This window comes from Dyella sp. 01L423 (genome assembly GCF_056399945.1).
This window is the reverse complement of sequence record NZ_JBFTSI010000001.1, coordinates 1,113,078-1,134,128: the sequence shown is the minus strand read 5'-3', so window position 1 is coordinate 1,134,128 and position 21,051 is coordinate 1,113,078. Positions and strand designations below refer to the sequence as shown.

The 21,051-nt window shown below is 64.9% G+C and carries 22 protein-coding genes; 8 read left to right on the top strand and 14 right to left on the bottom strand.

The window, feature by feature from the left end; all coding sequences use genetic code 11:
• Nucleotides 1-6 precede the first annotated feature (6 nt).
• The 4 genes from AC1DMY_RS05175 to AC1DMY_RS05160 form a co-directional block, all read right to left on the bottom strand.
• Nucleotides 7-1,023: an alpha/beta hydrolase gene (locus AC1DMY_RS05175; protein WP_477163920.1), complete on the bottom strand. Its 1,017-nt coding sequence runs from the start codon at nucleotides 1,021-1,023 to the stop codon at nucleotides 7-9.
• On the bottom strand, nucleotides 1,020-2,006 hold the full coding sequence (locus AC1DMY_RS05170) for a multidrug resistance efflux transporter family protein (RefSeq protein ID WP_477163919.1): 987 nt from the start codon (nucleotides 2,004-2,006) through the stop codon (nucleotides 1,020-1,022). The genes AC1DMY_RS05175 and AC1DMY_RS05170 overlap by 4 nt, the downstream gene beginning before the upstream one ends.
• Nucleotides 2,007-2,085: 79 nt before the next feature.
• Nucleotides 2,086-3,450: a sensor histidine kinase gene (locus AC1DMY_RS05165; protein ID WP_477163918.1), complete on the bottom strand. Its 1,365-nt coding sequence runs from the start codon at nucleotides 3,448-3,450 to the stop codon at nucleotides 2,086-2,088.
• On the bottom strand, nucleotides 3,447-4,133 hold the full coding sequence (locus AC1DMY_RS05160) for a response regulator (protein ID WP_477163917.1): 687 nt from the start codon (nucleotides 4,131-4,133) through the stop codon (nucleotides 3,447-3,449). The genes AC1DMY_RS05165 and AC1DMY_RS05160 overlap by 4 nt, the downstream gene beginning before the upstream one ends.
• A gap of 160 nt (nucleotides 4,134-4,293) precedes the next feature.
• Here AC1DMY_RS05160 and AC1DMY_RS05155 point away from each other — a divergent pair, with 160 nt between their 5' ends.
• Complete coding sequence (locus tag AC1DMY_RS05155; RefSeq protein ID WP_477163916.1) at nucleotides 4,294-4,785, top strand: Spy/CpxP family protein refolding chaperone; 492 nt, start codon at nucleotides 4,294-4,296, stop codon at nucleotides 4,783-4,785.
• Between the two features lie 193 nt (nucleotides 4,786-4,978).
• Here the strand turns inward: AC1DMY_RS05155 and AC1DMY_RS05150 are convergent, their stop codons facing one another.
• Nucleotides 4,979-6,085: an aldo/keto reductase gene (locus AC1DMY_RS05150; RefSeq protein ID WP_477163915.1), complete on the bottom strand. Its 1,107-nt coding sequence runs from the start codon at nucleotides 6,083-6,085 to the stop codon at nucleotides 4,979-4,981.
• A gap of 106 nt (nucleotides 6,086-6,191) precedes the next feature.
• On the opposite strand from AC1DMY_RS05150, the gene AC1DMY_RS05145 reads away from it, so the two are divergent.
• A complete protein-coding gene (locus tag AC1DMY_RS05145; RefSeq protein WP_477163914.1) occupies nucleotides 6,192-7,121 on the top strand; it encodes a LysR family transcriptional regulator in 930 nt (309 codons plus the stop codon).
• Here the strand turns inward: AC1DMY_RS05145 and AC1DMY_RS05140 are convergent.
• Both AC1DMY_RS05140 and AC1DMY_RS05135 read right to left on the bottom strand, forming a co-directional pair.
• Nucleotides 7,106-7,276: a hypothetical protein gene (locus AC1DMY_RS05140; RefSeq protein ID WP_477163913.1), complete on the bottom strand. Its 171-nt coding sequence runs from the start codon at nucleotides 7,274-7,276 to the stop codon at nucleotides 7,106-7,108. The two genes, AC1DMY_RS05145 and AC1DMY_RS05140, sit on opposite strands and share 16 nt — an antisense overlap.
• Nucleotides 7,277-7,409: 133 nt before the next feature.
• Entirely contained in the window at nucleotides 7,410-8,780 is a 1,371-nt protein-coding gene (locus tag AC1DMY_RS05135; RefSeq protein ID WP_477163912.1) for a formimidoylglutamate deiminase, read from the bottom strand.
• Between the two features lie 81 nt (nucleotides 8,781-8,861).
• Here AC1DMY_RS05135 and AC1DMY_RS05130 point away from each other — a divergent pair, with 81 nt between their 5' ends.
• The 3 genes from AC1DMY_RS05130 to hutI are packed head-to-tail and all read left to right on the top strand — an operon-like array spanning nucleotide 8,862 to nucleotide 13,152.
• Nucleotides 8,862-10,436 carry a GNAT family N-acetyltransferase gene (locus tag AC1DMY_RS05130; protein ID WP_477163911.1) on the top strand — a complete coding sequence of 525 codons (1,575 nt, stop codon included), beginning with the start codon at nucleotides 8,862-8,864 and terminating at the stop codon, nucleotides 10,434-10,436.
• Nucleotides 10,433-11,923, top strand: coding sequence for a chloride channel protein (locus tag AC1DMY_RS05125; protein WP_477163910.1), 1,491 nt, complete (start codon nucleotides 10,433-10,435; stop codon nucleotides 11,921-11,923). The genes AC1DMY_RS05130 and AC1DMY_RS05125 overlap by 4 nt, the downstream gene beginning before the upstream one ends.
• The gene (hutI, locus tag AC1DMY_RS05120; RefSeq protein WP_477163909.1) at nucleotides 11,920-13,152 is read left to right on the top strand and encodes an imidazolonepropionase; all 1,233 of its coding nucleotides are present in this window, start codon (nucleotides 11,920-11,922) and stop codon (nucleotides 13,150-13,152) included. Before AC1DMY_RS05125 ends, hutI begins: the two co-directional genes overlap by 4 nt.
• Nucleotides 13,153-13,212: 60 nt before the next feature.
• On the opposite strand, the gene AC1DMY_RS05115 is transcribed toward hutI, so the two are convergent.
• From AC1DMY_RS05115 to gltX, 6 genes are all read right to left on the bottom strand, one after another.
• Complete coding sequence (locus AC1DMY_RS05115; protein WP_121879330.1) at nucleotides 13,213-13,374, bottom strand: 30S ribosomal protein THX; 162 nt, start codon at nucleotides 13,372-13,374, stop codon at nucleotides 13,213-13,215.
• 71 nt (nucleotides 13,375-13,445) lie between these two features.
• Nucleotides 13,446-14,426: a cation diffusion facilitator family transporter gene (locus tag AC1DMY_RS05110; RefSeq protein WP_477163908.1), complete on the bottom strand. Its 981-nt coding sequence runs from the start codon at nucleotides 14,424-14,426 to the stop codon at nucleotides 13,446-13,448.
• A gap of 60 nt (nucleotides 14,427-14,486) precedes the next feature.
• Complete coding sequence (locus tag AC1DMY_RS05105; protein ID WP_477163907.1) at nucleotides 14,487-14,912, bottom strand: MerC domain-containing protein; 426 nt, start codon at nucleotides 14,910-14,912, stop codon at nucleotides 14,487-14,489.
• A 114-nt stretch (nucleotides 14,913-15,026) separates the two neighbouring features.
• Nucleotides 15,027-15,533 (bottom strand): transcriptional repressor, encoded by a 507-nt coding sequence (locus AC1DMY_RS05100; RefSeq protein ID WP_477163906.1) that lies wholly within the window; start codon nucleotides 15,531-15,533, stop codon nucleotides 15,027-15,029.
• A gap of 46 nt (nucleotides 15,534-15,579) precedes the next feature.
• Nucleotides 15,580-15,864 (bottom strand): hypothetical protein, encoded by a 285-nt coding sequence (locus AC1DMY_RS05095; protein WP_477163905.1) that lies wholly within the window; start codon nucleotides 15,862-15,864, stop codon nucleotides 15,580-15,582.
• A gap of 35 nt (nucleotides 15,865-15,899) precedes the next feature.
• Complete coding sequence (gene gltX, locus AC1DMY_RS05090; RefSeq protein WP_477163904.1) at nucleotides 15,900-17,300, bottom strand: glutamate--tRNA ligase; 1,401 nt, start codon at nucleotides 17,298-17,300, stop codon at nucleotides 15,900-15,902.
• Between the two features lie 76 nt (nucleotides 17,301-17,376).
• On the opposite strand from gltX, the gene AC1DMY_RS05085 reads away from it, so the two are divergent.
• Nucleotides 17,377-18,162, top strand: a complete 786-nt coding sequence (locus AC1DMY_RS05085) for a transporter (RefSeq protein WP_477163903.1) — start codon at nucleotides 17,377-17,379, stop codon at nucleotides 18,160-18,162.
• Here the strand turns inward: AC1DMY_RS05085 and AC1DMY_RS05080 are convergent.
• Complete coding sequence (locus AC1DMY_RS05080) at nucleotides 18,149-18,583, bottom strand: DUF4399 domain-containing protein (RefSeq protein ID WP_477163902.1); 435 nt, start codon at nucleotides 18,581-18,583, stop codon at nucleotides 18,149-18,151. The genes AC1DMY_RS05085 and AC1DMY_RS05080 overlap by 14 nt on opposite strands.
• A 170-nt stretch (nucleotides 18,584-18,753) precedes the next feature.
• Between AC1DMY_RS05080 and AC1DMY_RS05075 the strand changes: the two genes are divergently transcribed.
• A complete protein-coding gene (locus AC1DMY_RS05075) occupies nucleotides 18,754-19,914 on the top strand; it encodes a glycosyltransferase family 4 protein (protein WP_477163901.1) in 1,161 nt (386 codons plus the stop codon).
• A complete protein-coding gene (locus AC1DMY_RS05070) occupies nucleotides 19,883-20,455 on the top strand; it encodes a phosphatase PAP2 family protein (RefSeq protein WP_477163900.1) in 573 nt (190 codons plus the stop codon). Before AC1DMY_RS05075 ends, AC1DMY_RS05070 begins: the two co-directional genes overlap by 32 nt.
• Nucleotides 20,456-21,051: the final 596 nt, after the last annotated feature.

Here is a 21,051-nt window from a genome sequence, read left to right as displayed (position 1 = left end):
CACGTTTCACGGCGCGGACGGCGCGACGCCATACGCCCAACGCAGGAACACCGGCAACATGCGTTTCCAGGTGGCCTGGTTGTGCTCGCCGTCCGGGAAGAGATCGTAGACAACCTCGCCCGTTTGCGATGGCTGGTCGGGGTGATCCGTGTCGATGCGATAACCGAGGTCGCGCAGTCCGCGGCGATGGCTGCCATCGGGCGCCGCGAAACCGTTGATCACGTCCTGCAGATCTTCGACGGCGTCGATGGTGCCGTTGTGGTTGCGGTCATTGGTTTCCTCACGGCCGCCCACCGCAAACCAGAAACGCAGCGGCTTGCGCTGCCCCGCCCGATCCACCATGGCTTGCGCCAGCCGTGTACTTTCAACCGCCTGCGCATCGCTGCGATCAGCGGCCAGCCAGAACGACGGCGAGAACGCGCCCACTTGCCCGAACACGTCCGGATATTCCCAGCCGACGCAAAACGCATTGAGCGCACCCAACGACCAGCCGAGCATGGTGCGACCCTGCGCAGAGGCCTGCGTGCGGTAGTGCGTATCCACGTAGGGCACCAGCGTGCTGGCGACCCATGCCGAGTAATCGTACGCACGCGCTCCGATCGGGCCGATGCGCGAGCCGCCCACGATGCTCTGCCGGCGTGCGCGATCGAACAGCCCATAGCCCGACGCGCGGTCCTTGAGCATGTCCACCGCTACCACGATCACCGGATGGATCGTGCGTTGCGCGTAGAGCGTTGCAAGCGTTTGCTGCAAACCCACGGCGTCCATGTCCTGGCCGTCGTTCGCATACAACACGGGATAACGAGCATCGGAGCTCGTATAGCCAGGAGGTAGGTAGACCGTCACCTTGATCTGCTCGGGCGCAAATGCCTTGGCGTCCAGCACGAGTTTTACCGGCGGCGGCAACGCTTGCTCCTCGGCCTGCACAGGCAGCGGCTTCACCAGTGCGCCAACGAGCAGGCAGATCGCCACACCTTTCCAAACTGCACGCATCACCATCACTCCGCCGCCCTCAGCACTCATGCACCACGATCCGTTTCCAATGTGCGCACCTCGTCCCGGTGCCCGGCCGCCGATCGGCCACTCACCCAACCGAACAGCGCAATGCCCAAGATGATCATCACCGCTCCAAAGGCGGAGTAACCATGCGGCCACGCTTCGCCCAAGAAACACGCACCAATCACCGTGGCAAACAACAGCTCGGCCGCCTGCATCGCTTCTACCGCGGCAAGCGCCGTGGGCTCCGAACGTACCATCGCGGTGGCCTGGAAGAACAACACCGTGGCAATCACGCCCGACGACAAGGCCACGCCACCCGCCAGCAGGATTTCGCGCCAGCCCGGCGGACCAACCGCGACCCATGTCACCACGGCGAGGATCAACCACAGCGGCCAGCTGCACAGCGTCATGCCGAACACGCGCTGGGTGGCGCCGATCTGCGCACCGCTGTGTTCCAGATGCAGCAGCACCATGCGGTTGCCCAGCGGATACATGAAGGCCGAGAACACCACGGCCGCCATCGCCAGCCAATCACTCGCCCGCAGCTGGCCTTGCGCGTGCCCCCATTGCAGCGCGAACACGCCGGCCACGATCAACACGCCGATCGCCACGCTTCCCCATGCAAGATGCCTGCGTGCGTCGCGATAGATCAACGGCGCAAGCAAAGGACCCGCCAGCACGGTGGTCTGAAAACTGCCCGCCACCAGCCAGGACGGACCGCTGTTGGCGGCCCAGGTCAGCGGCAGGCCGAACAGCACAAAGCCCACCGCGCTCCATAGCAGCCAGGCGCGCGGATAGCGCTTCAACTCGTTCGGCAATTCGCCCAGGCCGCCCTGCCAGGGCAAGGCAATGGCGAGCAACGGCAAGGTGATCAGGTAACGCAGGATCACCGCCCACGCCCAGTGACCGCCGCCTGCGACCAGGCTGCGGTTGAGTACATAGGTCATGGTGAAGAACAGCGCCGCGCACAGCGCCAGTCCCACCGCGGCGATAGCGTTGGAGCGCATCGGCAGGCCGTGGTCGAAAACACCGAGTGTCGCAGACGCGCGGGCCTTTTCGAAGGCCGAGCGCGTCTTGGATCTCGAATCAGCCGGCGGTGGCGGGCGCCAATGGCAGTTGCAGAGCGACCAGCAGTCCGCCGCCGTCGACGTTTTCCGCGTGGATGTCGCCGCCATGCGCCTTCACTACACGCTGGACGATGGCCAGCCCCAGCCCGTGTCCATCGGCGCGCGAGGCATTGCTGCCGCGGAACAGCGGCCGGAACAGCGAGCCAAGCTCCGCCTCCGGGACACCGGGTCCGTTGTCGCGCACGGAAACATCGACATGGGCGCCCACTTTTTGCGCCTTCAGTTCGACCCGCCCGCCTTCGGGGCTGAACTTGATCGCATTGGCGATGAGGTTGTCCAACGCACGTTCCAGCAGCAACTCGTTGCCGGATACCACGGCCGATGCGCCGTCGAGCAAATTCAGCGTGATATGGCGCGCGGCGGCTTCCAGTTCGGCGCGACGCACGCTTTCGCGCAGCAGTGCGGCCATATCCACCGGTTCGCGGTTGACGCCGGGGATACCACCTTCCAGCCGCGACAGCGCCAGCATCTCGCCGGTCATATGGTCGAGGCGGCCAATCTCCTGTTCCGCCTGCAGGAAGTAACGCGCGGCCTCTTCGGGCGTGCTGCGCTGGGCGAGATCGAGGATCAAGTGCAGGCGCGCGAGCGGCGAGCGCAATTCGTGCGAGAGGTCTTGCAGCACACTGCGATCGTGAGCGACCAGGGCCTCGATGCGTTCGGCCATCGCATCGAAATCGTTGGCGAGCTGGGTGAGCTCCTCCGGCGCGCGGCGCCCCTGCCCTTCGACGCGGGCGGACAACTCGCCCGCCGCCATGCGCCGTGTGGCCTTGCTGATCGCTTCCACTGGCTTGGCCACACTGCGCGCCACCCACCAGCCGACGAAGCCGATGAAGAGCAGCGAGAGGCCACCCTGGAAAGCCAGGAAAATGGTCTGCCGCGTCTGCTGGCGCAAGCGCGAGTGCGTGCGGCTCAGCGCCACCAGTTGGCGGACGTGGCCGTCGCTGCCGCGTATCTGCTGCACGGCGAGATAGAGATTCGGCCATGGCTGCAGCACCATGTCGCGCTTTTCTTCCAGCCAGCTCGGCAGCGACTCCTGCATCGACGCGGGCATGCGGATCGGCGACAGCGCCTGCCCGTTTTCGTAGAGCGTCGCCTCAATGCCTTCGCGCCGCTGTTGCAACGACCACTCGGTCAGCGCCGTCGACCCACCAGCTTCAAACGCCTTGTCGGCGCCCTGTGCCACGGCGGACCAGTTGATCTCCACCGCGGTGCTGTATTCGACGAAGCGCTGCGTGAGAAAGATGCCCAAGGCCAGCGCCAGCAGATTGGCGGCGCAGAAGCTGATCAGCACGCGCCAATAGAGCGAACTCTTGAACGGACTCACGCGCCACCCGCCACGAGGCTGTAGCCGGCGCCGCGCACGGAATCGATGCGTGGCGCCTGCGGCGAAGCTTCGGCCAGCTTGTGTCGCAGGCGGCTCACGTGCACGTCGATGCTGCGGTCAAATCGCTCAAGCTCGCGTCCCAGCGCCATGCGTGTGAGTGTGGCTTTGTCCACCAGTTCGCCGGTGCGTTGTGCGAGCGCCAGCAACAGCTGGAATTCCGCGCCGGTGAGCGACAGCTCCTGCTCGCCTACATAGGCGCGACGCTCGCCCGGCTCCAGCCGCAGCAAGCCCACTTGCAACGTGCCCGCCGTGGCCGGCGTATTGCGTCGCAGCTGGGCGCGTACGCGCGCCAGCAATTCGCGTGGAAGGCAAGGCTTGGTGAGGTAATCGTCCGCGCCCAGCTCCAGCCCGATCACGCGATCCACCGGCTCACCCTTGGCCGACAGCATGATCACTGGCAGGCGATGCTTGAGGCGCAGTTCGCGCAACGTATCCAGGCCGTCGCGCCCCGGCATCATCACGTCGAGGATCAGCAGGTCCGGTCGCGTCGCAGGGTTGTGCAGCTGCGCAAGGCCGGCCTCGCTGTCGTGCGCGACATCCACTACGAAGCCCTCGCGCCGCAGGTATTCAGCCAGCAGCTCAGCCAGTGCGCGGTCGTCGTCAACGATGAGAATTCGGGGCATGTCGGGGATTTTTCTGGTGCCTGGAGTGCCATTCAAGCGGTGCGAAGGAACTTGCTCCACCGGCTTTACCGTTCTTTACCTTCCCGCAAAGAACATACACATAGCGCTGTCGTCAAATAGGCACCACGCAAGACCCCTCCACCACGACAAGGTAATCCCCATGCGCAAGAACATCTCTCTCGCTCTGGTGCTCGCTTCGGCTGTTGCTCTCGCTCCGTTCGCCATCGCGTCCGCCCAGGACGGTGGCCCGCACGGTGGTCACGGTCATGGTCACGGCGCGTTTGAGGCGTATAGCAAGCTGAACCTTAGCGACGCCCAGAAGGCCAGCATCAAGCAGATCATGCAGAGCTCCTTCTCGCAGGGTAAGGCACAGCGTCAGGCGCTGCGTCAGCAGCGTGAAGCGTTCGAGCAGATGGCGCCGAATGCTTCCGGTTACCAGGCCGCGGCTACCGCCCTTGCCCAGGCCGAAGGCGCCGCCACCACGGCCCGCGTGCAGCAGCGCGCCGCGATCCGCGCCCAGGTCTACGCGATCCTCAACCCCGCCCAGCAGGCCCAGCTGGCCACCTTCAAGGCCCAGCGCGAAGCACGTCACCAGCAGTGGGAACAGTTCAAGGCCACGCACCCGACCTCGGGTTCCTCCTCGGCCCAGTAACGGTTCGGACGACGGCGTGACAACGTAACGGCGCCTCCTCGGCGCCAGGCAAGAAACTCGGCGCCAGCCTGCATGCTGGCGCCGTTTTTTTGTGGGCCCGATCGCACCCTGTGCGCGATCGGGCCGCCACGACGCTTCGCTCCGTAGGCAGTCGCGCACAGGGTGCGCTCCCACAAGGGGGCGGGTGAGGCGATCAATCGGCCTTGAAGCCCGCCTGCTGCGCCGCCGGCACGAACACCTTGTGCGCATAGCCCTCCGGCTTGCTTCCCACGGCCACGCCGCCATGGATGCGCGACTGCTGCACGTCGCCGAAGAACCAGTACGGGAAGGTGGGCTCCAGAGCGCTCGCTTCGTTCAAGCGGGCGCGCAAGTCAGCAGGGATCTCGAACGACAGCGCGGCAAGGTTATCGTCCAGCTGCGCCAGCTTGGTGGCGCCGATGATCACCGAGGCGATGCCCGGTTGCGTGGCCACCCAGTTGAGCGCGACCTGCGCCATCGGTTTGTCCAGCTTGCCAGCGACTTCTTCCAGTGCGGCAACGATCGCCCAGTTACGTTCGGTAAAGCGGTCGAATCCCGGTGCGCCGGAGATCTTCGACAAGCGGCCATCGCCCGCTGCACCAGGCTTGTACTTGCCCGACAGCAAGCCCATGCCGAGCGGACTCCACGCGGTGATGCCCATGCCCAGTTCGCCCGCCATGGGCACGAACTCATGCTCCATGTGGCGCTCGATCAGCGAGTATTCCAGCTGCAGGTTTACCAGCGGCGTCAGCGCATGCGCCTCGGCATACGTCTGCGCTCGTGAGGCGTACCACGCCGGCACATCCGACAAGCCCGCGTAGCGAATCTTGCCGGCGCGCACCAGGTCGTCGAGCGTGCGCACCACCTCCTCGGCCGGCGTCAGCCGATCCCAGGTATGCAGCAGGTAGAGATCGATGTAGTCGGTGCGCAGCCGACGCAGCGAGCCTTCCACGGCGCGCAAGATATTTTTGCGGCCATTGCCGCCGGCGTTCGGGTTGCCGGGCTGGGCGTTGTAGCTGAACTTGGTGGACAGCACCAGGCGGTCGCGCGTGCCGCTATCGGCCACGAACTGGCCCAGCAGTTCCTCGCTGGCGCCATCGGTATACAGGTCGGCGGTATCGATGAAATTGCCGCCGGCCTCCAGATAGCGGTCGAACATGGCGCGGGCGGTGTCCTGCGCCGCGCCCCAGCCCCAGTTGTCACCGAAGGTCATGGTGCCCAGGGCGAGGCGGCTGACGCGCAGGCCGGAGCGGCCGAGGGTGTAGTAGGCATCGAGCGACATGGCGAACTCCCGTGATGGTGGCTGTTGCGGATGGGCAGAGCATGCGCCTTGCCATTACGGGGAAAAATCCGCATCTTGTGCATGCGTTATTAAGTAAGGCTAAGTAATGGCTCAAGACCACGCGACCTCCCTGCGCGCCTTCCGCCTGATCGCCCGCCATGGGAGCTTCACCCGTGCCGCCGCCGAGCTCGAGGTCACGCCCTCCGCGCTCAGCCAGACGCTGCGGCAACTGGAAGACCATGTGGGCGTGCGCCTGCTGCACCGGACCACGCGCCGCGTGGGGCTGACCGAGGCGGGCCACGCCTTCCTCGAACGCATCGCCCCTGCCCTCAGTGAAATCGACGACGCCATCGACGCCTTGCGCCAGCACGGCGACCGGCCCGCCGGCACGCTGCGCGTCGCCGTACCGCAGATGGTGCTCGATCACCTGATCGCTCCGTGCGTGGCTTCGTTCATGCGCGCATGGCCGCAAGTGAAGCTGGATATCCAAGTCGAGAATCGCCTCACCGATTTGATCGCCGATGGATTCGACGCAGGCATCCGCCTGGGCGAGCGCCTGGCGCGCGACATGGTCGCGTTGCCGTTGGGCGGCCCCCAGCGTGCCGTGGTGGTGGGGTCACCCGCGTACTTTGCAGCGCGCGGTCGCCCCACTCATCCCCGCGACTTGGCGACCCACGACTGCGTGCGTTTTCGCTTCAGCAGCAACGCGATCTACCGGTGGGAATTTGCACATCCGACTGGCGCGTCCAGGGGTCAGTGGTTCGAACTCGACGTGGATGGCCCCATCACCACCAACGACCCGAGCATGGCGATACGCGCCGCCATCGACGGCCTGGCGCTGACGCACATGGTGGAACCCTCGGTGCGTGCAGCGCTGGCCGATGGCCGGCTGGAAAGCGTGCTCGACGACTGGCTGCCGCCCTTCGACGGCTTCTATCTCTACTACCCCAGCCGGCTGCAGGTGCCGCCGAAGCTACGTGTGTTCATCGAGCACCTGCGCCAGCACATCGCGGCGACGCATCACGACCGCCAGTGACCGGAAACATAGACGCTGCCTGGCGCGTAGTAAGCCGGCACCCAGACCCGCGCCGCGTAGTGCGACCGCGGCGCCACGACCACGCAGCCGGTGAGTGACAGGCTCGCGCTGAACATGACGGCGAGGCCGAGACCGATCAGCATGAGTCGACGCATGGTGTTCTCCTTCGGGTGGGTTCGATCCGGAGAACGCCGGCCTCGAAAAACCCGATGACGAGAACACCCGCTTTTGATGGCTGCGATTCATCGAAATCGCAGCCACCGTTCATGCTGACCTGGTCCTTGCGCGTCAGTGCTGCTGGGCAAGCCGTTCCATCACCGTGCGATAGCGCGCGGCGATGCGGTCTTCATCGCGATGGGTGAAGCCACGCACGATCCACTCGCCGCCCACCATCACGTCGCGCACCAGCGGCGCATTGCCGGCGAACAGGAAGCTGTCGATCAGCGAACGCTCGTCGCGTGCGGCAAGCAAGGGCGCGCGATCGTCCAGCACGATCAAGTCGGCGCGCGCGCCCGGGCGCAATTCGCCGATCGGCAATCCCGAAGCCGTCGCACCGCCGCGCAAGGCAGCACGCCACAGCGTTTCGCCCACGCTGTCGCCCTGATGGCGACCGGCGATATTGCGATGACGCGTCGCCAGGCGCTGGCCGTATTCCAGCCAACGCAGCTCTTCCACCGGCGACACGGAGATATGCGAATCGGAACCGACGCCCAGCGTGCCGTTCGCATCGAGATAAGCCGCCAGCGGAAACAGCCCGTCGCCGAGATTGGCTTCCGTGGTGGGACACAAGCCGGCCACGGCACCGCTGCGCGCGATCTGCTGCGTTTCCTTGTCGGTCAAATGAGTGGCATGGATCAGCGTCCAGCGCGCATCCACCGCTGCATGATCGAACAACCATTCAACCGGACGTGCGCCGCGCGTAGCGAGGCAGTCCTGCACCTCGCCGATTTGCTCGGCGATATGAATGTGGATGGGACAGTGCTTCGAAGCATCGTCGGCAAGCACCACGCGCAAGGCTTCCTCCGGCACGGCACGCAGCGAATGCAAGGCGATGCCGACGCGCAGTTTGTCGCTCTCATGCTTGCGCAGGCTTTCCAGCAGGCGCAGATAGGACGGCACGTCGTGACCGAAGCGGCATTGACGCGGCGCCAGCGGACGCCCGTCGAAACCACCACTCATGTACAACACCGGCAACAAGGTCAGCGCGATGCCTGCCTCGCGGGCGGCTTCGAACAAGGCCAGCGACATCGCCTCGGGCTGCGCGTACGGCGTGCCATCGGGCTGGTGATGCAGATAGTGGAATTCGCAGACCTGGGTATAACCGCTCTTCACCATCTCCACGTAGAGCTGCGCGGCGATGGCCTGCAATTCATCCGGGCCGATGGTGGCAGCGAACGCATACATGGTTTCGCGCCACGTCCAGAAGCTGTCGTCGCTTTTGCCCTTGCGTTCGGCCAGACCCGCCATGGCACGCTGAAACGCATGCGAATGCAGGTTCGGCATGCCGGGCAGCACCCAACGGCCGAGGCGCTCGGCGTGCCCGGCGGAACCCTCGACCAGCATGCCGCCATCATTGATATCCAACGCGGCATCGGCGCTCCAGCCCTGCGGCGTCCAGAGTCGGTCAGCGGCGTAGCGGGTCGGGATGGTGGCTGCCATGAGCAGGCTCCGTAAGGACAGACTTCGAGTGTAACCGCTCGCCACCCCGCGCCGTTCACATCGCTGCGGCATAATGCGGCAATGGCCAAAAAATCTCAGGAACGCACGCCCAAGCTGCTGGTCAGGCAGGCCAAGGCCGCCGATGTGCCCGCGCTGGTCGACCTCACCGCCCGCGTCTATACGCCCGAATGGGGACATTCCGCGGAAATGCTGCGCTCCCAGCAGACGCACTTCCCGGAAGGTCAGTTCGTCGTCGAATACGAAGGCAGGATTGTCGGCTACTGCGCCACCTTCCGCATCGACGAGAAGACCGCGCTCGCCCCGCATACGTGGATGCAGATCACCGGCGGCGGCATGGCCTCGCGCCATCGCCGCGACGGCAACTGGCTGTACGGCATGGAAGTGGTGGTGCATCCGGATTACCGCAACATGCGCATCGGCCAGCGCCTGTACCAGGCGCGTAAACGGCTGTGCACCGATCTGAAGCTGCGCGGCATCGTGTTCGGCGGGCGCATTCCGGGACTCGCACGCAATCTGCATCGCTACGGCAGCGCCGAGGCTTATGTGCAGGCCGTGGTCGAAGGCAAACGACGCGACCTCACGCTCAGCTTCCAGCTAAGCAACGAATTCGAAGTGGTCGGCTTGCTGCGCGGTTATGTGCCTTCCGACTATGAATCGCTCGGTTATGCGGCGCACCTGGTGTGGCGCAATCCGCAACTGCTCGATCACCCGGACATCCCATCGATTCCTTCGACGCAGCGCCTGCCCGACATGGTGCGCGTCGCCTCCGTGCAGTACCAGCAGCGACGCATTCGTTCGTTCGAGGAATTCGCCACCCAGGTCGAATACTTCACCGACATCGCCGCCGACTACAACGCGGACTTTGTCACCTTCCCCGAACTTATCACGCTGCAGCTGCTGTCGATCGAAAACGAGGAACTGTCGCCGGTCGATTCGATCCGCATGCTCAGCCAGTACACGCCGCAGGTGAAGGAACTCTTCAGCCGGCTGGCGGTGCACTACAACATCAACATCGTGGCGGGTTCGCACCCCACCGAACAGGCCAACGGCGACATCCACAATGTCTGCTACGTCTGCCTGCGGGACGGCTCGATCCACGAGCAGGAAAAGATCCACCCCACGCCCAGCGAACGCACCGTGTGGAACATCACCGGCGGCGACACCGCGGCCACCATCCAGACCGACTGCGGTCCGATCGGCGTGATGATCTGCTACGACTCGGAATTTCCTGAAGTGGCGCGCCATCTCACCGACCAGGGTGCGTTGATTTTGTTCGTGCCGTTCTGCACCGACGTGCGCGAAGGCTATCTGCGCGTGCGCTACTGCTCGCAGGCGCGCGCGATCGAAAACCAATGCTACGTGGTGCTCTCGGGCAACGTGGGCAATCTGCCCGGCGTGAACAACTTCGACATCCAGTATGGCCAGAGCTGCATCCTGACGCCCAGCGATTTTCCGTTCGCACGCGACGGCATCGCCGCCGACTCGACGCCGAATATCGAAACGGTGCTGTTCGCCGACCTGCATCTGGAAAGCCTGGCGCGTGCACGCAATGCCGGTGCCGTGCAGAACCTCAAGGACCGTCGTTTCGATCTCTACGAAACCCGCTGGACCCGCAAGTCCGAGCCGTCCACGTGAGCGACGCCGACAAAGAACCTGCACGCCCGTCGTCGGTCGCCGGGCGTCTCCAGCAGCTCGCCGGATCGGAATTGTTCTCGCCGATCCAATGGCGGCGTCGCGTGCTGTTCTGGGGCGGCGCCGTGCTGGTCGGCCTGGCGGCGATCGGGTTCACCCAAGCCGCCGACTGGGCGTTCAACACGTTCCACGGCGTGGTCACGCGAAACCGGTTCTGGGCCTTCCTGATCACACCGGTCACGTTCGCCCTGCTTGCCTGGCTGACGGAAGGAGCGCTCAGGCCCACGCGAGGCTCGGGTATTCCCCAAGCCATTGCCGCGCTGAAAGTCGAGGACGAAGGTTTTCGGCAAAGCCTGCTCTCATTGCGCATCGCCATCGGCAAGATGGGCCTCACGCTCGCCGCCCTGCTTGGCGGTGCGTCGGTGGGACGCGAAGGTCCGACGGTGCACGTGGGCGCGGGCTTGCTGTATTCGCTGGGCCGTCGCTTCGGCTTCGACGAACCTGCTGCTGCCGGACGATTCATTCTTGCCGGATCAGCGGCCGGTCTGGCGGCAGCGTTCAACACGCCGCTCGCGGGCATCGTGTTTGCGATCGAAGAGATGAGCGGCTCGTTCGAGCATCGCGTGAGCGGCATTCTGCTTACCGCGGTCTTTATCGCCGGCCTCGTCTCGCTGGGCATCCTCGGCAATTACGCTTACTTCGGCCATTTCGACATCGGCCTGCCATTGGGCAAGGCATGGTGGGCGGTGCTCGCCACGGGCATCGTGTGTGGACTGGCGGGTGGTTTGTTCGCGCGCCTGATTCTTCCCAGCGACACCGGCTTGCGCGGCGTCATCGGTCGGCTGCGCGCACGGCAGCCGGTCGTTTTTGCGGGAGCTTGCGGGCTTGCCCTGGTCTTGCTCAGCCAGCTGACGAATACCGGCTTGTACGGCACCGGCTATGCGCAGGCCAAGGACATTCTGCAAGGCCATGCCGATACGGTATCGAGCTTTGGCGTGCTGAAGTTTCTCGGCAACATCGCCTCCTACTGGGCTGGCATTCCCGGCGGCATCTTCTCGCCGGCATTGGCCGTGGGTGCGGGACTGGGCAACAACCTTTGCGCGATCCTGCCGGGCGTGGATCCTTCCGCCGTCGCCTTGCTCGCCATGGCCGCCTACCTGTCCGGCGTCACCCAGGCGCCGCTCACCGCGACGGTGATCACGATGGAGCTCACCGACAACCAGCAGATGGTCTTGCCGATCATGGCCACCTGCTTGCTGGCGCGCGCCGCCTCGTCGCTGCTGTCGCGCAAGCCGGTCTATCGCGCACTGGCGGACAAGCTGATCGAAGGCTATGAACTGGAACGCGCCCGGCGTGCCGCTGAAGAAGCGCACGACGGTGACGACAACACCTTCCGTCATGTGCCACCAATCGTGGAAGATCCCGCGACGCCCCTGCTCCCGCCTGAATCAACATCTCCTGATAACCCCACCGATCACCGACCATCATGACGCCACGCTGGGACTCCCTGTTGATCAACGCAACGCTGGCCACGTTTGCCAGCGACAAGCCCTATGGCTTGATCGAACGCGGCGCCGTCGCGATGCATCAAGGCTGCATCGCCTGGGTGGGACCGCAGGAAACGCTGCCCGGTGATGCCGGCTCGCTCGCATCACACGTGGAAGACCTCGGCGGCGCCGTGGTCACCCCCGGCCTGGTCGACTGCCACACGCATCTGGTGTTCGGCGGCAACCGCGCGCATGAGTTCGACCTGCGCCTCAACGGCGCCACCTACGAAGAAATCGCGCGCGCCGGCGGCGGCATTGTCTCCACGGTGAAGGCTACGCGTGCGGCGAGCGAAGACGAGCTGTTCGCGCAGGCGTTGCCGCGCGCCCATGCGTTGATGGCCGATGGTGTCACCACGCTGGAGATCAAATCCGGCTACGGGCTCGATCTGGACACCGAGCGCCGCATGCTGCGCGTGGCGCGACGCCTGGGCAAAGCGCTGGGCATCACGGTGCGCACAAGTTTTCTCGGCCTGCATGCATTGCCGCACGAGTATCGCGACAACCGCGGTGCCTATGTGTCGCTGGTGTGCGACGAGATGCTGCCTGCGCTCGCAGCCGAAGGCCTGGTCGACGCAGTCGATGCTTTCTGCGAGAACATCGGCTTCACGCCCGAAGAAACGCGCCGCGTGTTTGATCGCGCCACGCAACTGGGCTTGCCGGTAAAGCTGCACGCCGAACAGCTGTCCGATCTCGATGGCGCGGCGCTGGTGGCGCACTACGACGGTTTGTCAGCTGACCATCTCGAATATCTCAGCGATAGCGGCATGCGCGCCATGGCCGCTGCGGGCACGGTGGCCGTGTTGCTGCCGGGTGCGTTCTACGCGCTGCGCGAAACCAAGCTGCCGCCCATCGCCGGCCTGCGCGAACACGGGGTCGCCATGGCCGTCGCCACCGATTGCAACCCGGGCACCTCGCCCTTGCTCTCGCTGCGGCTCGCCGCCGGCATGGCTTGCACGCTGTTCCGTCTCACGCCCGAAGAGGCGCTGCGGGGCGTCACGGTACATGCAGCGCGAGCGCTCGGTCTCAGCGACCGTGGCACGCTCGAGCCAGGCCAGCGTGCGGATCTGGCCGTATGGAACGTCAACCAGCCTGCTGAGCTGTGCTACTGGATCGGCGGCAGCCACGCCCTGCGCAAGGTATTCATCGGCGGTGAGGCCCAAGCCGCCGCCTGAGCGGTTTCAGGCATAGAAAAAGCCCCCGCTCAGCGGGGGCCTTCTTGTGAAGCCAGGCGCTTAGGCCGACTTCTTCTTCGGCGCGGCCTTCTTGGCGGCAGCCGGCTTGGTCACGGTCGTCTTGCTACCGGCCACGGCCGGCTGCAGCGAATGAGCGCGGCTATTGCCGTAGCTGCCACGGTAGGTCTTGCCACGACGGGTTCTGCGATCGCCCTTGCCCATGAGGGAACTCCTTGATTCGTTAGGGTGAATACGGCCAACCATCGTATCAGCGACCGCCCAAAGCGCAATAGTCAGCGACAACCAGGCCCGGCACAGCCGCGCAGCTCGTCCGGACAGCGCTCGACGTCGATCTGCACCGTCACGTGCTGGATCCCGAAGCGTTCGGACAGCATGCCATTGATCGAACGGATCGCCGTCGCACTGCTCGCGCCCTCGTGCAACTGAGCGTGCAAGGTCGCCATGCGCGAGCCCGAGGCCAGCTGCCATACGTGCAGGTGATGCACATCGCGGATGCTCACATCGGCGCCGCGCAGCGCCTCCTCCACATCGCCGGTATTCATGCCCTCGGGCACGCCTTCCAGCAGGATGTGGGCGGAACGGCGCAGCAAGCGCCACGCGCTGTTGAGGATGAGCAGCGAGACCAGCAGCGACAGCACCGGATCGGCCCAGTTCCAGCCCAGCCAGCGAACCAGCAGCGCCGCAGCAACCGCGCCCACCGAACCGAGCAGGTCGCCCAGCACATGCAGGGTTGCGCCAGCGAGATTGACGTCGTCGTGCGCGTGTCCGTGCAGCGTGCTCAGCACCAGCACGTTGGCCACCAGGCCGATCAACGCAACCACCAGCATCATGCCGGACAAGATGTGGGTGGGTTCGAACAGACGCGTCACCGCCTCGTACGCGATGAAAGCCACCAGCACAAACTGGGTGAGTGCATTGACGAAGCCCGCGAGGACTTCAAGGCGGCCGTAACCGTAGGTGCGACGCGCGTCCGCCGGTCGACGGGCAAACCAAGCCCCCGCCACCGCGAGCAGCAGCGCCAGCGAATCGATCAGCATGTGGCCGGCGTCGGCCACCAGCGCCAGCGAGCCGGACCAGAAGCCGCCAACCGCTTCCACCACCATCATCAGGGTGGTGAGCACGAACGCGAAAATCAGTTTCTTCTCACGGCCGCTGATGCCGCCATGCGCGTGGTCATGAGCGTGGTCGTGCGCATGACCATGGGCATGGTCATGAGCGGAATGATCGTGGCTGTGTGCGTGGGTGGAACTCATGCGCAAATGCTAGGAATCACGGGCCCCGTTACACAATCACGGCGGCTTTTGCCGTGATGTTCAGTGAGCACACTGCGGGCCATGGATGTGCAGCGCACGCTGCGTGCGCAAGTTCACGAAGTGCGCGCTTGCCACCAGCAACCCGCCGCAGGTGACCATCACGCTGTGAACGCCAATGCCGAATTTCTCGGCGAAGGTAACCCCGAAGATCAACAAGGCAAGGCCCGGCAGCGCGAGCAGCAGAGGCAGCGGCCGGTGGTGATGGCGATAACCGCTGACCAGGCTGATCAGCGCCAGCGCGCAGGCAAACATCACGAAACCGCGTTCGAACGCGTGGTCGGCCAGGAAACCCAGGCCGATGAACGGCAGTATCGCCAACACGAACGGAAGCGCCGCGCAGTGGATGGCGCAAAGGAAGGATGCGGTCGCACCCACTCTGTCAGCCAGGGACCAAAAGCGATTGTTGTGCTGCTGGGGAGCTGCCATCGGATCGGGGACCGGCACGGAGCATAGGGGTCGTCAGGTGACCCATTGACGCCATGTTACATTATAACGCCGGGAACGCAAATCGCCCGGCCCCGGTCGTTCAGGCGGCGGCAGTCAGCTCTTGCGGCAGTGCTTGCACAGGCCGTGCACTTCCAGCGTCTGCGCCTGGGGACGAAAGCCAAAGCTCTTGGCCTGGGCCTCGATCAGCTCCGCCACGCGCTCGTCGCACACTTCCTGCGCGCTGGAGCAGTTGTCGCAGATCAGGAACGGTACCTGGTGCGCCTCTGCCGGGTGATGGCAGGAGACAAACGCGTTGATCGATTCCAGCTTGTGGATGAAACCGTGCTCGAGCAGGAAATCGAGGGCGCGATACACCGTGGGCGGCGCCGCGTTGCCGTGGCGTTCGCGCAGCTGATCGAGCAGGTCGTACGCCTTCACCGGCTTGCCGGCTGCCGCGACCAGTTCGAGCACTTCCTTGCGCAGCGGGGTCAGCCGGAGACCGCGTTCCTCACTGGCATGCTCCACCGCACGCACGAAGCTTTGCGCGTCGTCGTGGTGATGGTGATGCGTGTGCGGCTTGTCTACGGCATGACTCAATGGATTCACCTCGGAAGCCATCATACACCGACGTCTATGTGAGGCCTGTTGCAGGACATCGCAAGCCGGCTCAGCGTCGCGACGGCAACGGCGGCGGCACGGCTTTGGGCTTCGGCCGCGGTCTCAGCAGGACCACGACCCAGCCGATCGGGCCCAGCACGGCGGCCAGCACGACGCCCTCCACGGTGCGGCCGCGCCACCAGCCCAGGAGCGCGCCGACCACGACGAACAGCACGCTCCACCAGAACAGCGCCACCCACGGCACCAGCCCCATCAGGTTGAGGAAGATGTGCAGGAAGGCGTCAGGCGAATCTGCGTCGACGCCTTGCGTGGCTTTGGCGAGTAATTCCTCCATGCCGGTTCAGTGATAGCCGCGCATGGAGAGGATGATCAACCCTTCGCCTTGGCGATGGCGTCGTCAATGCGCTGCATCGCCACGTCGCGACCCGCCAGGAAGATGGTGTGATCGATCGACGGCGACACCTGCGTGCCCGTCATCGCCACACGCAGCGGCTGGGCGATCTTGCCCATGCCGAGTTCGAGCTTGGCGGCGATCTGCTCGATCACGCCATGGATCGGCTCGGGCTTCCATTCGACATTCGCAATCAGGCTCTTCGCCTCAGTGAGCACAGCCACGGCACTATCGTTCTGCAGATGCTTGGCGACCGCCTTGTCGTCCCACTCGGTGATCGGGCCGTACCAGATCTTTGCGCGCTCGGCCATTTCCTTCAGCGTCTGCACGCGGTCGCGCAGCGCGACGATGACGTCGGCCGGCTTCGGCCCCTTGCTGAAGTCGATGCCGGCCTGGGTGAGGTGCCATTCGAATTCCGGGGCAATCGCCGAGGGCTCTTCCGTCTTCAGGTAATGCTGGTTGAGCCAGGACAACTTGGTGACGTCGAAGCGCGAAGCGGCCTTGTTGACGTCGCCGATGTCAAACAGGCTCACCATCTCCTGCTCTGAGAAGATCTCCTGGTCACCATGCGACCAGCCTAGGCGCACCAGGTAATTGAGCAGCGCATGCGGCAGGAAGCCATCGTCGCGGTACTGCATCACGCTCACGGCGCCGTGGCGCTTGCTGAGCTTCTGGCCATCCGGGCCGAGAATCATCGGCAGATGCGCGAATTCCGGCACGGGCTTGCCCAGTGCCTTGTAGATATTGATCTGGCGCGGCGTGTTGTTGACATGGTCATCGCCACGGATCACTTCGGTGATGCCCATGTCGATATCGTCGACCACCACGGCGAAGTTGTAGGTCGGCCAGCCATCGGAGCGGAAGATCACCAGGTCGTCGAGCTCGGCGTTGGCCCACTCGATGCGGCCCTTCACCTTGTCCTCGAACACCACCGTGCCTTCCAGCGGATTCTTGAAGCGCATCACGCGGTTCGGGTCGTCGCGGTAGGGCTCGTTGCGATCGCGGTAATAGCCGTTGTAGCGGGGCTTCTCGCCCTTGGCGTAGGCAGCCTCGCGCATGGCCTCGATCTCGTCCTTGGACTCGTAGGCGTAGTAGGCCAGACCCGCTTTCAACAGCTCGTCGGCTACCTGCTTGTAGCGCTCCAGGCGTGCCGTCTGGTAGACCGGACCTACATCGTGCGTCAGCCCGAGCCAGTTCATGCCGTCGAGGATGGCTTGCACGGCTTCCTCGGTGGAGCGCTCGCGGTCGGTATCCTCGATGCGCAGCGCAAATTCACCACCGCGGCGGCGCGCCTCCAGCCAGCAGTACAGCGCCGTGCGGGCACCGCCGATATGCAGGAAACCGGTGGGACTGGGGGCAAAACGGGTGCGGACGGTCATGGGCTGCTTGGACGGGGACGATAAGGAAGTGGGAAATTTTAGCCGATACCGCAGCAAGAACCGACCACGAATCACCGTGGCCTCACGCGCGGCCGCGTTTTCGGTGGCATGGGCGTGCTTGCTGGCAACCATCTCCGCCCACGCGGACGACAATCCGGGTTATGACCGCCCGGGCCTGGGCTTTACGCCGGTGCCGCTCAACGCGGGGGACGTGACCATCGAGCAAGGCCTGCCGACCTGGACCCGGGACAACCTGGGCAACGGCCAGAAGCAATCCCAGACCACCACCGACAGCCTGATCCGGCTCGGCCTTGGCGGCCCGTTCGAGGCCCAGCTGGGCACCTCGCCGTACAACGCCGTCCACACCACTGGCCCCGGCCTCGACAGCTGGGGCCACGGCCGCGGCGACACCATCCTCGCGCTCAAATTCGCGCCCGACAAGGCGGATGCAAAGTGGACCTGGGGCCTGCTCGGCAGTGCGGAATTCACCGATGGCAGTCGCGCCGTGCGCAATGAGCACCGTCAATACCTGCTTGGGCTCGACATCAACCGGCAGATCACCGACAACGACGGCGTCGGCGCGTATCTCGAACAGACGGTCAGCGGCAGCGATGGGCAAAGCACCTTCGCGCTCAACGAGAGCCATGTGCTCAACACATCGATGGTGGGTTATGTCGAGCTTGCCCAGGTGCACGAACGGGGCGAGCGCAGCGGCACGGAGGCCGGCTCGGGCCTGGCCTGGCAGCTGAACCGGCGCGTGCAGCTCGACGGCGGCCTGCGGGCCCGCGTGGCTGGACACGCCCAGCTGTGGATGGTCAGCCTGGGCGTGTCGGTATTCCTGGGGCGCTTTACTTCACCGTGACGGTGATGGCCTTGGAGACAATCGCCGGTTCGAACGGGATGTGGTTTTCATCGGCCAGCTCAAGCTGCAGCGTGTGCTTGCCCGGCGCCAGCTTCAGCGTGGTTTCGGTCTGGCCGTTGCCGAAATGCAGGTGCTGATCGTCCTTCGGGATCGGCTGGCCGGCGGCCGGCAGATCCTTCACATCCACCAGCAGATGGTGATGGCCGGTGCCTTCCTTCTTCACGCCCGCCGGCGCCACGCCCATGCCCTTGAGGCCGAACAGCACCGTCACTTCCGTGCCGACAATCGCGCCGTCCTTGGGTGAAATGATGTAGACCTCGGCGCCCGCCGGCGCCTTCGTCACGGGCAGGCCCGGCGCATCGGCAGCAAACAGACCGCCGGTGAGGCCGGCAAGCGCAACAGCGAGCAAAAAACGTTTCATCGGCATGTCTCCATCGTGACAAGAGGGTTGGAGTGTACCCGTCAAAACGCTAAGGGCACGTGCTCAGGCGACGCCCCTCGCGATTGCCGTCATGCGGGCGTCATACCTACGCCACGCCCCCGCAACGCCACCAGAGGAATCTGCACCGGGCCAGCAAACGGTACTCCCTAGTGCGCATCGGCATAGTCAGCGAAACCTATCCACCCGAAATCAATGGCGTGGCACTGACCGTGCACAGCCTCGCCGCCGGACTGGCGTCGCAGGGACACACGGTCGACCTGATTCGTCCCCGGCAGCAAACCTCGTTCAAAGACGAACCCGGCATCGTCGCACTGGAAGTACGCGGCGCATCGCTGCCCCGCTACCCGGGCCTGCGCTTCGGCCTGCCTGCCGGCGGCCTCCTGCGTGATCGCTGGACGCGACTGCGCCCCGATGCCATCTACGTCGCGACGGAAGGTCCGCTCGGCTGGTCTGCGGTGCGCACGGCCAAACGCCTGGGGATTCCGACCGCCACCGGTTTCCACACCCGCTTCGACACATATGCGGACCACTACGGCGTGGGGTTTCTCACGCCCATCGTGCGCAACTACCTGCGCAACTTCCATCGTCGCGCCGCCGCCACGCTGGTGCCGACCGAAGCGCTCGCCAACGAACTGAATGCGCTCGGCGTGGATACCGCGCGCCTGCTGCGACGCGCTGTCGACACCCAGCTGTTTCACCCGCGTCATCGCAGCGCCGCGTTGCGCGAGGCGTGGAACGTGGATGGCAATACGCCGGTCGTGCTCTACGTCGGCCGCATTGCCGCGGAGAAAAACCTCGGCCTTGCCGTGCGCGCCTTCCGCGCCGTGCAGCAACAGGTGCCCAAGGCCAGGTACGTATGGGTCGGCGATGGTCCGGCACGCGCCGCCCTGCAGGAGGCCAATCCCGATTTCATCTTTGCGGGAATGCAGCGTGGCGAAGCGCTGGCCCAGCACTACGCCAGCGCCGATCTGTTTCCGTTCCCCAGCCTGAGCGAGACCTTTGGCAACGTGATCCTCGAAGCGCTGGCCTCGGGCCTGCCGGTGGTGGCCTATGAAGAAGGCGCCGCACGCGAGCATCTGCACACCGGTCAGAACGGTTACCGCATCGATGCGGGCAACGAACGCAGCTTCATCGAATCGACCGTGATGCTTGCCTCCAATGCGAGCCTGATCCGACACATGGGTCGTGCGGCGCACGCAAGCATCGCCAATCTCTCGCCCGACGCGGTCATCAACGAGTTCGAGCACCTTTTGGCTGAACTGGCTAAGGAGAATGCGCATGAGCACCCTGCCGCCCCTGCACACGCCTGAACTGCCTGCCGGTCCGCGCTTCGCCATTGATCGGCGCATGTGCGTGGCGGCCAACCGCTGGGGTACGCGCCGCGCGGTCGGCGTGTTCTTCGGCATCATCAGCCGGCTCGGCGATGGCGTGTTCTGGTATTCGCTGATGGCGGTGCTGGCCCTGGTCGATGGTCGACGCGGCTTGCTGGCCGCCGCGCAGATGGCCGTCACCGGTCTCACCGCGCTGCTGCTCTATCGCCTGCTCAAGCGCTGGACGCGCCGCCCTCGCCCGTTCCGTGCCTGCCCCGGCGTGATCGCGCACGTGCCGCCGCTTGATGAATTCAGTTTCCCCTCGGGCCACACGCTGCAGGCGGTGAGCTTCACGGTGGTGGCGCTGGCCTGGTATCCGCTGCTCGCGCCGCTGCTGTTGACGTTCACCGCACTGGTGGGTGCATCGCGTGTGATCCTCGGGCTGCACTATCCGAGCGACGTGATTGCCGCGACGGTGATCGGCAGTGCGCTCGGTGCGTTGTCGCTGTGGTTGCTGCCGCTGCACATCTTGGTCGCGTAAAGCTCGCGTTGCTCATCGTGCGTTGCGTATTTAGCCATCACTGCGTCGCCATCGCTTTGGCGTCAGTGGGATAGGTCATCTATCCACAGGCTTTGCCCGCGGCCATCCACATCAGCTGTGGAAAACCGGCATGTCATGCGCCGGCGTCAGTGGTCACTATTTCGTCATCGCGTAACGACTGCCTTGCGCAGCAACGAGTTGCGTTGCTTATCCACAGGTTTGCGTGAGTGACATCCACAATCGCTGTGGAAAACATCGGCGCTGCTGAGCAAAAGATCAGCACGGTGTCGCAAGTCGTTGTCGACAAAGCCATGGCGCGCAGTTGTCCACAGGCTTATGCAGCAGCTATCCACGTGCGCTGTGGAAAACATCAGCGTGTGGGAAGCCCACACTGTGGGAGCGCACCCTGTGCGCGACACATGCTGCCTCGGTGCTATTCAGGCGCGCTTCCAGCACCAGCTGACTGTCGGCTTCGATGGAGAATGTCGAAGGCGAGAGTTCTGCGCGCTGCACAGTCGCGCACAGGGTGCGCTCCCACAGAGGGAGGAAGGCATGTCGCCAAAAAAACGGCGCCACATGGGGCGCCGTTTTTCTCT

Excerpts from the sequence above, each read along its gene's own strand:
- AC1DMY_RS05170 (WP_477163919.1), bottom strand. The coding sequence starts at position 2,006 with ATGCGCTCCAACGCTATCGCCGCGGTGGGACTGGCGCTGTGCGCGGCG.
- AC1DMY_RS05095 (WP_477163905.1), bottom strand. The coding sequence starts at position 15,864 with ATGGAGGAATTACTCGCCAAAGCCACGCAAGGCGTCGACGCAGATTCG.
- AC1DMY_RS05110 (WP_477163908.1), bottom strand. The coding sequence starts at position 14,426 with ATGAGTTCCACCCACGCACACAGCCACGATCATTCCGCTCATGACCAT.
- AC1DMY_RS05130 (WP_477163911.1), top strand. The coding sequence starts at position 8,862 with ATGGCCAAAAAATCTCAGGAACGCACGCCCAAGCTGCTGGTCAGGCAG.
- AC1DMY_RS05115 (WP_121879330.1), bottom strand. The coding sequence starts at position 13,374 with ATGGGCAAGGGCGATCGCAGAACCCGTCGTGGCAAGACCTACCGTGGC.
- AC1DMY_RS05080 (WP_477163902.1), bottom strand. The coding sequence starts at position 18,583 with ATGAAACGTTTTTTGCTCGCTGTTGCGCTTGCCGGCCTCACCGGCGGT.
- AC1DMY_RS05160 (WP_477163917.1), bottom strand. The coding sequence starts at position 4,133 with ATGCCCCGAATTCTCATCGTTGACGACGACCGCGCACTGGCTGAGCTG.
- gltX (WP_477163904.1), bottom strand. The coding sequence starts at position 17,300 with ATGACCGTCCGCACCCGTTTTGCCCCCAGTCCCACCGGTTTCCTGCAT.
- AC1DMY_RS05175 (WP_477163920.1), bottom strand. The coding sequence starts at position 1,023 with ATGAGTGCTGAGGGCGGCGGAGTGATGGTGATGCGTGCAGTTTGGAAA.
- AC1DMY_RS05100 (WP_477163906.1), bottom strand. The coding sequence starts at position 15,533 with ATGATGGCTTCCGAGGTGAATCCATTGAGTCATGCCGTAGACAAGCCG.
- hutI (WP_477163909.1), top strand. The coding sequence starts at position 11,920 with ATGACGCCACGCTGGGACTCCCTGTTGATCAACGCAACGCTGGCCACG.
- AC1DMY_RS05070 (WP_477163900.1), top strand. The coding sequence starts at position 19,883 with ATGAGCACCCTGCCGCCCCTGCACACGCCTGAACTGCCTGCCGGTCCG.
- AC1DMY_RS05145 (WP_477163914.1), top strand. The coding sequence starts at position 6,192 with ATGGCTCAAGACCACGCGACCTCCCTGCGCGCCTTCCGCCTGATCGCC.
- AC1DMY_RS05150 (WP_477163915.1), bottom strand. The coding sequence starts at position 6,085 with ATGTCGCTCGATGCCTACTACACCCTCGGCCGCTCCGGCCTGCGCGTC.
- AC1DMY_RS05105 (WP_477163907.1), bottom strand. The coding sequence starts at position 14,912 with ATGGCAGCTCCCCAGCAGCACAACAATCGCTTTTGGTCCCTGGCTGAC.
- AC1DMY_RS05140 (WP_477163913.1), bottom strand. The coding sequence starts at position 7,276 with ATGCGTCGACTCATGCTGATCGGTCTCGGCCTCGCCGTCATGTTCAGC.
- AC1DMY_RS05135 (WP_477163912.1), bottom strand. The coding sequence starts at position 8,780 with ATGGCAGCCACCATCCCGACCCGCTACGCCGCTGACCGACTCTGGACG.
- AC1DMY_RS05155 (WP_477163916.1), top strand. The coding sequence starts at position 4,294 with ATGCGCAAGAACATCTCTCTCGCTCTGGTGCTCGCTTCGGCTGTTGCT.